The organism is Micrococcus sp. HSID17227 (assembly GCF_003989405.1).
In the GTDB taxonomy this organism is placed as follows: Bacteria; Actinomycetota; Actinomycetes; order Actinomycetales; family Micrococcaceae; genus Micrococcus; species Micrococcus luteus.
In genome coordinates, this window is sequence record NZ_RBLN01000048.1 from 1 (window position 1) to 11,333 (window position 11,333).

The 11,333-nt window shown below is 73.9% G+C and carries 10 protein-coding genes and 1 pseudogene; 4 read left to right on the forward strand and 7 right to left on the reverse strand.

The window, feature by feature from the left end; translation table 11 throughout:
* Window positions 1-689, reverse strand: a 689-nt coding sequence (locus D8M29_RS04460; protein WP_148111520.1) for an Asd/ArgC dimerization domain-containing protein, incomplete at its 3' end; no start/stop codon positions are given.
* A 102-nt stretch (window positions 690-791) separates the two neighbouring features.
* Between D8M29_RS04460 and D8M29_RS04465 the strand changes: the two are divergent.
* Window positions 792-1,784 (forward strand): annotated as a pseudogene (locus D8M29_RS04465) (quinone oxidoreductase); the annotation flags it as partial.
* Window positions 1,785-1,872: 88 nt separating this feature from the next.
* On the forward strand, window positions 1,873-2,352 hold the full coding sequence (locus D8M29_RS04470; protein WP_127445816.1) for a DUF3515 family protein: 480 nt from the start codon (window positions 1,873-1,875) through the stop codon (window positions 2,350-2,352).
* Between the two features lie 56 nt (window positions 2,353-2,408).
* On the opposite strand, the gene D8M29_RS04475 is transcribed toward D8M29_RS04470, so the two are convergent.
* The 6 genes from D8M29_RS04475 to leuC form a co-directional block, all read right to left on the reverse strand.
* Window positions 2,409-3,548: a D-alanine--D-alanine ligase family protein gene (locus D8M29_RS04475; RefSeq protein ID WP_069941791.1), complete on the reverse strand. Its 1,140-nt coding sequence runs from the start codon at window positions 3,546-3,548 to the stop codon at window positions 2,409-2,411.
* Window positions 3,545-4,582 (reverse strand): NAD(P)H-dependent glycerol-3-phosphate dehydrogenase, encoded by a 1,038-nt coding sequence (locus D8M29_RS04480; protein ID WP_069941792.1) that lies wholly within the window; start codon window positions 4,580-4,582, stop codon window positions 3,545-3,547. Before D8M29_RS04480 ends, D8M29_RS04475 begins: the two co-directional genes overlap by 4 nt.
* Entirely contained in the window at window positions 4,579-5,337 is a 759-nt protein-coding gene (locus D8M29_RS04485) for a 1-acyl-sn-glycerol-3-phosphate acyltransferase (protein ID WP_169577986.1), read from the reverse strand. The genes D8M29_RS04480 and D8M29_RS04485 overlap by 4 nt, the downstream gene beginning before the upstream one ends.
* Window positions 5,334-6,662, reverse strand: a complete 1,329-nt coding sequence (gene murA / locus D8M29_RS04490; protein ID WP_036312919.1) for a UDP-N-acetylglucosamine 1-carboxyvinyltransferase — start codon at window positions 6,660-6,662, stop codon at window positions 5,334-5,336. Before murA ends, D8M29_RS04485 begins: the two co-directional genes overlap by 4 nt.
* Window positions 6,663-6,834: 172 nt before the next feature.
* The gene (leuD, locus tag D8M29_RS04495) at window positions 6,835-7,440 is read right to left on the reverse strand and encodes a 3-isopropylmalate dehydratase small subunit (RefSeq protein ID WP_100058237.1); all 606 of its coding nucleotides are present in this window, start codon (window positions 7,438-7,440) and stop codon (window positions 6,835-6,837) included.
* A 3-nt stretch (window positions 7,441-7,443) separates the two neighbouring features.
* Window positions 7,444-8,898 (reverse strand): 3-isopropylmalate dehydratase large subunit, encoded by a 1,455-nt coding sequence (gene leuC / locus D8M29_RS04500; RefSeq protein WP_044659168.1) that lies wholly within the window; start codon window positions 8,896-8,898, stop codon window positions 7,444-7,446.
* Window positions 8,899-9,126: 228 nt separating this feature from the next.
* Here leuC and D8M29_RS04505 point away from each other — a divergent pair, with 228 nt between their 5' ends.
* Both D8M29_RS04505 and D8M29_RS04510 read left to right on the forward strand, forming a co-directional pair.
* Window positions 9,127-9,903: an IclR family transcriptional regulator gene (locus D8M29_RS04505; protein ID WP_078026043.1), complete on the forward strand. Its 777-nt coding sequence runs from the start codon at window positions 9,127-9,129 to the stop codon at window positions 9,901-9,903.
* Window positions 9,904-10,025: 122 nt separating this feature from the next.
* Window positions 10,026-11,333 (forward strand): UDP-glucose/GDP-mannose dehydrogenase family protein (locus D8M29_RS04510; protein ID WP_238693328.1); only part of this gene is annotated, 1,308 nt, incomplete at its 3' end.

Here is an 11,333-nt window from a genome sequence, read left to right on the forward strand (position 1 = left end):
GAGACGCGGACCGGCTCGCCGGCCGCCTGGGCCAGGCCCTGCTCGATCTCCGGGGTGTGCCGGTGCCCGCCACCGACGCCGTACGGGCTCATCCCGCCCATGACCTCGGCGCCGAGCAGGTGCGGCTTGAGCGCCTTGCCCGCCCCGGAGGTGCCCGAGGCGGCGACGATCACCACGTCCTGCGGCTCGAGCAGCCCCGCGGCGAAGCCGGGCGCGAGGGCGAGGATCGAGGTGGTCGGGTAGCACCCGGGGACGGCGATGCGGCGGGTGCCGGCGAGTCGCTCACGCTGACCGGGCAGCTCGGGCAGGCCGTAGGGCCAGGTCCCGGCGTGCGCGGTGCCGTAGAAGGCCTCCCAGTCTGCGGCTGACTCGAGGCGGTGGTCGGCGCCCGCGTCGATCACCAGGGTGTCCGGGGATCGCTCTGCGATCTCGGCCGCCAGCGCCCCGGAGGCCCCGTGGGGCAGCGCGAGGATCACGACGTCGTGGCCGGCGAGGACCTCCGCGGTGGTCTCGGCGAGGACGCGGTCCGCCAGGGCGTGCAGGTGCGGCTGGAGAGCGCCGAGGCGCTCCCCCGCGTTCGAGTGGGCCGTGATGGCTCCGACGGTGACGGACGGGTGGCCGGCGAGCAGGCGCAGGGCCTCTCCCCCGGCGTAGCCGCTGGCTCCGGAGACGGCGACGGTGTGGGTCATGGCTTCATCCTAGCGCAGATATGCGTTGCACCGAATATCTATGCGGCGCCTCGGGTCCCCCGGGCCGGGCCGGATGGCCCGGCCCGCTCCTAGAGTGGGGCCATGACCACTGCGAACACCCCCGCCGTCCCCCGCACCCACCACGCCGTCGTCGTGTCCGCCACGGGCGGCCCCGAGGTCCTGCAGTGGACCGAGACGGAGGTGCCCTCCCCCGCGCCGGGGCACGTGCTGGTGCGGACCGCCGCGGCGGGCCTGAACTTCATCGAGACGTACCAGCGCTCCGGGGTCTACACGATGGACCTGCCCTTCACCCCCGGTACGGAGGGCTCCGGCGAGGTCGTCGCGCTCGGCGAGGGCGTGGACGCCGGGCTCCTGGGGGCCCGTGTCGCCACCGCGACGGCCACCGGTGCGTACGCCGAGCACTTCACCGCCCCCGCGGATCGTCTCCTCACCGTCCCGGAGGGCATCGACCTGGCCGAGGCCGCCGCCCTTCCGCTGCAGGGCATGACGGCCCACTACCTCTGCCGGTCCACCTTCCCGGTGGAGGAGGGCCACACGGTGGTCGTGACGGCCGGTGCCGGCGGGGTGGGGCTCCTGCTCACCCAGCTCGCGACGGCCCGCGGCGCCCGCGTGGTCACCACGGCGTCCACGGAGGAGAAGCGGGAGCTGTCCCGGGGCGCGGGCGCCGTTGCCGCGGTGGACTATCCGGACCTCGCCGCCACGGTGGCGGAGCTGACGGACGGCGAGGGCGCGCACGTCGTGTACGACGGCGTGGGGAAGGACACCTTCGACACCTCGCTCGAGGTGCTGCGCGTGCGCGGCACACTCGTGCTCTTCGGCGGGGCCTCCGGGCAGGTGCCCCCCTTCGACCTGCAGCGGCTCAACGCGGCCGGCTCGCTGTACGTCACCCGGCCCTCGCTGGTGCACTACACGCGCACGGGCGAGGAGACCCGCTGGCGTGGTGGAGAGGTGTTCGGGGCGTGGGCCTCCGGCGAGCTCGACGTACGGATCGGCGAGCGCTTCCCGCTGGCGGACGCGGCCGCCGCGCACGCCGCCCTCGAGTCCCGGTCGACGACGGGCAAGGTGCTGCTCACGTGGGCTCCTGGGGCGGGGACGGGAACGGTCCCGCCCATGCTAGGGCACGGGCCCCCGCGGATCCCGGCGCCGCACGTATCCTGGGCGGATGGAACCCCGCCGCCTGCGTCGTCTCGTGCCCCTCCTGACCGCGATCGCCCTCGGCGCCACGGCCTGCGCCGGACGGGTGGCCACGGTGGAGGCCGCGCCCCACGCCGCGGACCCGGCGTGTGCCCCGACCATGGTGGCCATGCCCGACGTCCTGGGCGACCTCGACCTGCGCCCCACCGACAGCCAGGCGACGGCCGTGTGGGGTGACCCGGCCGCCGTCGTCCTGCGCTGCGGCGCCGAGGTCCCCGGCCCCACCACGGACCGCTGCATCTCCGTGGACGGGATCGACTGGGTCATCCGGGACGAGGACGAGAACTGGCGGATCACCACCTACGGCCGTGACCCGGCCGTGGAGGTGCTGTTCGGCAAGGACCAGGCCAGCTCGGACACCGTGATGGTGGGCCTGTCCTCGGCGGTCGCGCAGATCGAGCCCAGCGGCGGCTGCGTCGGCGTGCAGGACGCCACACCCGTCGGCTGAGACCGGCGCGGACCGGCCGGCACGACCGCCGTGGCCCGGGCCGGCCGCGGGCCGCGTCAGTGCAGGCCGACGCCCCGCTCGAGGGCGAGGTCCAGTAGCTCCGAGATCAGATCGTCGTAGGACAGGCCCGTCCGCTCCCACATGGCCGGGTACATGCTGATGGGCGTGAAGCCCGGCATGGTGTTGATCTCGTTGACCACCCAGCGCCCGTCCGGGGTGAAGAAGAAGTCGCAGCGGCCCAGGCCAGATCCGTCCACGGCCTCGAAGGCGCGGATCGCCAGGGCGCGCAGCCGCTCGATCTCCTCCTCCGGCAGCTCGGCCGGGCAGGACAGCTGGGTGGTGCCGGTGTCCTGGTACTTCGACTCGAAGTCGTAGAACTGCGTCTCACCCTCGTCGTGGGCCACGACGATCTCCCCCGGCAGCGAGGCGCGCGGGGCGGCGGAGCCGTGCCCGTCGAGGACGGCGCACTCGATCTCGCGGCCGACGATGCCCGCCTCCACCACGACCTTGGGGTCGAAGCGACGGGCCTCCTCGACGGCGGCGCGCAGGCCCGCGGGCTCGGTGACGCGGGTGATGCCGAAGGACGAGCCGGCGCGGGCGGGCTTGACGAACAGCGGGTAGGCGAGCGCCCCAGCGCGGGCGAGAGCCGCCTCCGGATCGCGCGCCCAGTCGCGGGCGGTGATGGTCTCCCACGGGCCGACCTCGAGACCGGCGGCCTGGAAGGCGACCTTCATGAAGTGCTTGTCCATGCCGACCGCAGAGGCGAGCACACCGCAGCCCACGTAGGGCAGACCCAGCGACTCGAACATGCCCTGGAGGGTGCCGTCCTCACCCCAGGGGCCATGCAGCAGCGGGAACACGACGTCCACCGGGCCCAGCGAGGAGCCGTCGGCCGCGGTCAGCTCGACGGTGCCGTCCGGCAGGGCGCGCAGGCTCACCGGGGCCGCGGGCTCCGGCACCTCCGGCAGGGCGTCGCTGTCCAGGCGGAACGAGGCCACGTCCAGCTCGTCGTGCGACCACAGGCCGGAGCGGGCCACGCCCACCGGCACGACGTCCCAGCGCTGACGGTCGGCCGCGTGCAGCACGCCCGCCGCGGTCACGCAGCTGATGGGGTGCTCGCTCGAGCGGCCGCCGAAGAGCAGGAGCACGCGGGGACGCGCGCCGGCGGTGGCCTCCGGGGCGGGGGTGGCGGTCATGCGGTGCGTCCTTCCGACTTCAGGTCACGGGCGAGCAGCAGCTCGGCGAGGCGGTCCACGGCCACGTCCCCGGCGACCACCCGGTCCATCAGCTCGCTGATGGGCATCTCCACACCGTGGGCGCGGGCGGCGTGCACGATGGCGGAGACGGACTTGATGCCCTCGGCCGTCTGGCTCATGGCGGCCACCGCCTCCTCCGCGCTGAGTCCGGTGCCGATGTGGCGGCCGGCCGTGCGGTTGCGGGAGAGAGGCGAGGCGCACGTGGCCACGAGGTCGCCCAGGCCGGCGAGCCCGGCCATGGTGGCCGGGTCGCCGCCGAGCGCGACGGCCAGCCGGGTGGTCTCGGCCAGGCCCCGGGTGATGACGGAGGCCTTGGAGTTGTCCCCCAGTCCCTGCCCGTCGCAGATGCCCACGGCGAGCGCGATGACGTTCTTCACCACGCCGCCGATCTCCACGCCCACGACGTCCGTGTTCGTGTAGGGCCGGAAGGTCCGGCCGGCCGTGAGGGCGGCGATGCGCTCCGCCGTCGCGCGCGAGGCCGAGGCGACCACCGTGGCGGTGGGCTCGCCGCGCGCGATCTCGAGGGCGAGGTTGGGTCCGGAGACCACCGCGAACCGGTCCGGGCTGAGGCCCAGCTCCTCCGCGCAGACCTGCGACATCCGCGCGTCGGTGCCGCGCTCGAGGCCCTTGACGAGGGAGACCACGACGGCGTCCGGGGCCAGGTCGTCGCGCACGGCGTGCAGGGTCTCGCGCACGTGCTGCGCGGGCACGGCCACCACCACGACGCCGGCGCCCCGGACCGCCTCGGCGGCGTCGGTGACGGCACGCACGCAGGTGGGCAGGGTGATGCCGGGCAGGTACTCGGGGTTCTCGTGTCGCTCGGTGATGGCCTCGGCGACCTCGGCCCGCCGGGACCACATCACGATCTCGGACGCGCGGGCGGACTCGGGGCTGGTGCTCAGTCCCAGGACGCGGGCGAAGGCCGACCCCCAGCTGCCGGCCCCGAGGACGGCGACGGTGTGCGGATCGCTCATGCCCCGGTCACCCGCCGTCCGGTCGTGGGGTCCCAGCGGCCCTCCGGGGCCGGTTCTCCGCGCAGCTCGGCGACCAGGTCGGTGATCGCGGCCATCATGCGGCCGGTGCCCTCGAGCAGGGTCGCCGCCGTCACGGGGCGGTCCCGCAGGTCCGCGAGGTCGACGGGCGCGCCGACCCGGATCCGGGCGGTCTTGCGCGGGAGGACGCGGAGGGAGCGGCCGCCGTACGGCAGCAGCTCCTGGATGCCCCACTGACCGACGGGGATGAGCGGGGCGCCGGTCTGCAGGGCGAGGCGCACGGCCCCGTTGCGCCCGGCCATCGGCCAGCCGTCGGGATCGCGGGTGACGGTGCCCTCCGGGTAGACGATGATCGCCCGGCCAGTGGCGACGGCCTCGCGGGCGGCGGCGAGCGAGCGGCCGCCGTCGCGGGTGCGCTCGACCGGGATCATGCGGGTGGCCTCGAGGACCTGCTTGAGCACGGGCACCTTCCAGAGCTCGGCCTTGGCGAGGAAGGTCGGCAGCAGGCCCTGGTTGTAGGCCATGTGGGCCACGGAGAGCGGGTCCACCTCCGAGATGTGGTTGACGGCGAGGATCGCGCCGGTCTCGGGCAGGTGCTCGGTCCCCTCCCACACCTGGCGGACGAGGGCCCGCATCGCCGGTCGCACGATCGCCCCCGGGATCACGTAGGGGGCCCGCGCGGCACGCGTCGGACGACCCCCCGCAGCGGCAGGGCTCTGCGCGTCCACGCCGCTCACCGGTCGCGTTCGGTCAGCTCGACGTCGGCGCCGAGGCCCTCGAGCTTCGCCATGAAGTGCTCGTAGCCGCGGTTGATGATCTCCAAGCCCGTCGCCGTGGAGGTGCCCTCGGCGGTGAGGGCGGCGATCAGGTGGGAGAAGCCGCCGCGCAGGTCCGGGATGTCGAACTCGACGCCGTGCAGCGGCGTCGGGCCGGAGATCACGGCCGAGTGCAGGAAGTTGCGCTGGCCGAAGCGGCACGGCACGGAGCCGAGGCACTCGCGGTGCAGCTGGATGGAGGCGCCCATCCGCACGAGGGCGTCGGTGAAGCCGAAGCGGTTCTCGTACACGGTCTCGTGCACGATGGAGACCCCCTTGGCCTGGGTCAGCGCCACCACGAGGGGCTGCTGCCAGTCGGTCATGAAGCCGGGGTGCACGTCCGTCTCGAGCACGAGCGGATTGAGGTCGCCGCCGGCGTGCCAGAACCGGATGCCGTCGTCGACGACGTCGAACTCGCCGCCGATCTTGCGGTAGGTGTTCAGGAACGCCGTCAGGTCGCGCTGCTCGGCGCCGCGGACGTAGATGTCCCCGCGGGTGGCCAGGGCGGCGGAGGCCCACGAGGCGGACTCGTTGCGGTCGGACAGCGCGATGTGGTTGTAGCCGCGCATCTCGCTCACGCCCTCGATGCGGATGGTGCGGTCCGTCTGCACGGTGATGATCGCGCCCATCTTCTGCAGGACGGCGATGAGGTCGTGGATCTCCGGCTCGACGGCGGCGCCCTTGAGCTCGGTGATGCCCTCGGCCTTCACGGCGGTCAGCAGCACCTGCTCGGTGGCTCCGACGGAGGGGTATGGCAGCTCGAGCTTGGCGCCGTGCAGGCCCTTCGGGGCGGAGATGGAGATGCCGCCCGGGCGCTTGTCCACGACGGCGCCGAAGTTGCGCAGCACGGCCAGGTGGTAGTCGATCGGGCGGTCGCCGATCTTGCAGCCGCCGAGGTCGGGGATGAAGGCCTCCCCGATCGCGTGCATGAGCGGGCCGCAGAAGAGGATCGGGATGCGCGAGTCGCCGGCGTGGGCGTCGATCTCGGCGGTCAGGGCCGACTTCACCCCGGCCGGGTCCATCGTGATCCGCCCGGTCTCCTTGTCCCACTCCACGGACACGCCGTGGATCTCGAGGAGGGAGCTGACGACGTCCACGTCCTTGATCTCGGGGATGTTCCGGAGCACGGACGGCGAGTTGCCGAGCAGGGCGGCCACCATGGCCTTGGGCACCAGGTTCTTGGCGCCGCGCACGGTCACCTCACCGGTCAGCGGCTTGCCGCCATGGATGGTCAAGAGCTTCGCCATGCGCGTCCTTCCTCAGCGCGGCCGCAGGGCCACGGTCTCGGCCACTCCGCCGGAGCGGGGAGGTCTCTGAACGGGACCGCCCGCCGCGTGCGGCGGGCGGTCCCGGAATCGACTCCCAGCATAGGGCGTCGCCGGGCACGCGCGGCAATGGTGCGCTCCCGGCGCCGGCCGGTCAGCCGGCCGTGCGGGCCGGCAGGGTGGTGGGCTTGTACGCGGGGCGGTCCGCCTCATAGGCATCGATCTCGGCCTGGTGCCCCAGGGTGACGGCGATGTCGTCCAGGCCCTCGAGCAGCCGGCGACGGGTGTCGTCGTCGATCTGGAAGGGGGCGGTCACATCCCCGCACTCGATGGTGCGTGTGACGAGGTCCACGGTGACCGTGGTCCCGGGACGGTTCTCCAGCTCCTTCCAGATGCGCTCGACGTCCTCCTGCTCCACCTGAGCCGCGACGAGCCCCTGCTTGGCGGAGTTGCCGCGGAAGATGTCCGCGAAGCGCGGGGAGATCACGGCGCGGAAGCCGTAGTCCTTGAGCGCCCACACGGCGTGTTCGCGCGAGGAGCCGGTGCCGAAGTCGGAGCCCGCCACGAGCACGGTGCCCCCGCTGAACGGCTCGGTGTTCAGGATGAAGTCGGGGTCCTGGCGCCAGCCGGCGAACAGGGCGTCCTCGAAGCCCGTGCGGGAGATCCGCTTGAGGTACACGGCCGGGATGATCTGGTCCGTGTCCACGTTCGAGGCGCGCAGCGGCACGCCGACGCCGGTGTGGGTGGTGAACTTCTCCATGGCTCAGGCCTCCTGGAGGGTGAGGGCGGGCAGGTCGGACGGGCTGGCGAGGCGGCCCAGCACGGCGGTGGCCGCGGCGACCACCGGGGACACCAGGTGGGTGCGTCCGCCCTTGCCCTGCCGGCCCTCGAAGTTGCGGTTGGAGGTGGACGCGCAGCGCTCCCCCGGGGCGAGCTGGTCCGGGTTCATGCCCAGGCACATGGAGCAGCCGGCGAACCGCCACTCGGCCCCGAAGTCCTCGAACACCCTGTCCAGGCCCTCGTCCATGGCCTGCAGACGCACGCGCGCCGAGCCCGGCACGACCATGACGCGCAGCCCCTCGGCCTTGCGCCGGCCCCGGACGACCTCGGCGAACGCCCGCAGGTCCTCGATGCGGGAGTTGGTGCACGAGCCCATGAAGACGGTGTCGACCTCGACCTGCTTCATCGGCGTGCCGGGGGCCAGGTCCATGTAGGACAGCGCCTTGCGGGCCGCCTCCTGGGCCACCGGGTCGGTGAAGTCCTCGGGCGCGGGGACGGTGTCGTTCAGGCTCACGCCCTGACCCGGGTTGGTGCCCCACGTGACGAACGGCTCCAGCGTGTCCGCGTCGATGACCACCTCGGCGTCGAACTCCGCGCCCTCATCCGTGGCGAGGGTGCGCCAGTGCTCGACGGCGGCGTCCCAGTCGGCGCCCTCGGGGGCATGGGGCCGTCCCTTCAGGTAGGCGAAGGTGGTCTCGTCCGGGGCGACCATGCCGGCGCGGGCGCCGGCCTCGATGGACATGTTGCAGATGGTCATCCGGCCCTCCATGGAGAGGTTCCGGATGGCCTCACCGCGGTACTCGAGCACGAAGCCCTGGCCCCCGCCCGTGCCGATCTTCGCGATGACCGCGAGGATGATGTCCTTGGCCGTCACACCCGGGCGCAGCGTGCCGTCCACGGTGACCGCCATGGTCTTGAAGGGCTTCAGCGGCAGGGTCTGGGTCGCCAGGACGTGCTCGACCTCGGAGGTGCCGATGCCGAACGCCAGGGCGCCGAACGCACCGTGGGTGGAGGTGTGGGAGTCGCCGCAGACCACGGTGAGGCCGGGCTGGGTCAGGCCCAGCTGGGGGCCGACGACGTGAACGATGCCCTGCTCGGCGTCGCCCAACGGGTGCAGGCGGACGCCGAACTCGGCGCAGTTGGCCCGCAGGGTCTCGATCTGGGTGCGCGAGGTGGGATCCGCGATCGGCTGGTCGATGTCCAGCGTCGGGGTGTTGTGGTCCTCCGTGGCGATGGTCAGGTCGGGCCGACGCACCGGACGCCCGGCCAGACGCAGCCCCTCGAAGGCCTGCGGGCTCGTCACCTCGTGCACGAGGTGCAGGTCGATGTAGAGCAGGTCGGGGGTGCGGGAGGCGCCCTCGCCCCCGCCGCGCACCACCACGTGCTCGTCCCAGACCTTCTCGGCCAGCGTCCTGGGCCGCGTCGTCGCCGTCGTCATGTGCCGCACCTTCCTGCTCACGCACCTGTCAGTCGTCGCCCGGCGCGGGGCGCCGGTGCTCACGGACCACTGTGGGGCGCGGCGGGGCTGTTCTCGACCACGCGGCGCGATATTCCACATCGTGAGATTTCGTCTCACATGCCGGACGCGGCGGAGGCCGGCCCGGTCGCGCACGTCGCGCGCCGACATCCCCGGCCGTCCGCGCAGTGAGACGACTACGATCACCCCATGACCACCGAGCCCGTGCGCCCGCCCACCGAGGACGACCTCATCGGCCCCTCGCTCCACCGGCATCCCAGCGGTGTCGGCGTGGTGGACAAGTCGGTGGCGATCCTTGACGCGCTCGAGTCCGGCCCGGCCACGCTCGCCCAGCTCGTCATCGCCACCGGGATCGCGCGGCCCACGCTGCACCGGCTCGCGGCCGCCCTCACGCACCACCGCATGGTGGGCAAGGACCTGCAGGGCCGCTACGTGCTGGGCACCCGCCTCGCCGAGCTCGCCTCCGCCGCCGGCGAGGACCGGCTCACCACGGCCTCCGGCCCGGTGCTGCTGTGGCTGCGCGACGCCACGGGCGAGAGCGCCCAGGTGTTCCGTCGGCAGGCGGACTCCCGCGTGTGCGTGGCCAGCGCGGAGCGGCCCTGGGGCCTGCGCGACACCATCCCCGTGGGCGCTCGCATGTCCATGAAGGCCGGCTCCGCCGCGCAGGTGCTCCTGGCCTGGGAGGACCACGAGCGGCTCGTCGAGGGGCTGGCCGGCGCCGTGTTCACACCCACCGTCCTCGCGGCGGTGCGGCGGCGCGGCTGGGCCCAGTCCCTGGCCGAGCGCGAGCCCGGGGTCGCCTCGGTGTCGGCGCCGGTGCGCGGTCCCAGCGGCCGCGTCATCGCGGCGGTCTCGATCTCCGGCCCCCTCGAGCGGCTCTCCCGACAGCCGGGGCGGCTGCACGCGGACGCCGTCGTCTCCGCCGCGACGCGGCTCACCGAGCTCATCCGCGCCGGCGAGGCCTGAGGCCCGCCCGCGCCACCGACGGGACGCGCCGCCGAGACACCCCGTTCTTCCCGCGTTCACCCGCGGGGCCTAGCGTCAGCCAGGTCCCCGACCGCCGCCCCCGCACCACCGAGGAGTCCGCCGTGACCGAGACGACCGCGCCCGCCGCCCCCGCCGAGCAGGAGGCCGCGCCGCGGCTGTCCGTGATCGGCACGGGCTATCTGGGCGCCACGCACGCCGCGTGCATGGCCGAGCTGGGCTTCGAGGTCCTCGGCGTGGACGTGGACCCGGCCAAGATCGAGCGCCTGGCCCGCGGCGAGGTGCCCTTCCACGAACCCGGCCTGCCCGAGCTGCTGCGCACCCACGTCGCCTCCGGGCGGCTGCGCTTCACCACGGACGTCGCGGAGGCGGCCCGCTGGGCGGACGTCCACTTCATCGGCGTCGGCACCCCGCAGAAGGTGGGCGAGACCGCGGCGGACCTGAGCTATGTGGACGCCGCCGTCGCCTCCCTCGCTGCGGCGATCGACCGCGACGCGCTGATCGTCGGCAAGTCGACCGTGCCCGTGGGCACCGCGCGCCGCCTGGCCGAGCTCGTGCGCACCGTGCGCGCCGAGGCCGGGCTGCCGGGCGAGGTCGAGCTCGCCTGGAACCCCGAGTTCCTGCGGGAGGGCTTCGCCGTGAGGGACACGCTCACCCCGGACCGCCTCGTCATCGGCACGCACGGGCCCCGCGCCGCGGGCATCCTGCGCCGGGTCTACGCGCGGCAGCTCGCGGACGACACCCCGTGGATCAGCACGGACCTCGAGACGGCCGAGCTGGTGAAGGTGGCCGCGAACGCCTTCCTGGCCACGAAGATCTCGTTCATCAACGCGTTCTCGGAGATCACCGAGAACGTGGGCGGGGACATCGGCACCCTTGCGGACGCGATCGGCCACGACGCGCGGATCGGACGCCGGTTCCTCAACGCGGGCGTGGGGTTCGGGGGCGGCTGTCTGCCCAAGGACATCCGCGCGCTCCAGGCGCGCGTCTCCGAGCTGGGCCTGGACCGGACCATGCGGTTTCTGGCGGAGGTGGACGACATCAACCTGCGCCGCCGTGACCGCGTGGTGGACCTGGCGGTGCAGGTGCTCTCCGCGGCTCGCGACGGCCGGATCCGCCGGGCCGAGGCCTCCGGGCCCGCCCCCACCCCCGCGAGCGTGCACGGCCGCCGGTCCCTCCCGCGGGGGTCGGGGTTCGGGGGCGCCTGCCGGCCCAGGGCCTTCCGCGCGCTCCAGGCGCGCGTCTCCGAGCTGGGCCTGGACCGGACCATGCGGTTTCTGGCGGGGGTGGACGACATCAACCTGCGCCGCCGTGACCGCGTGGTGGACCTGGCGGTGCAGGTGCTCTCCGCGGCTCGCGACGGCCGGATCCGCCGGGCCGAGGCCTCCGGGCCCGCCCCCACCCCCGCGAGC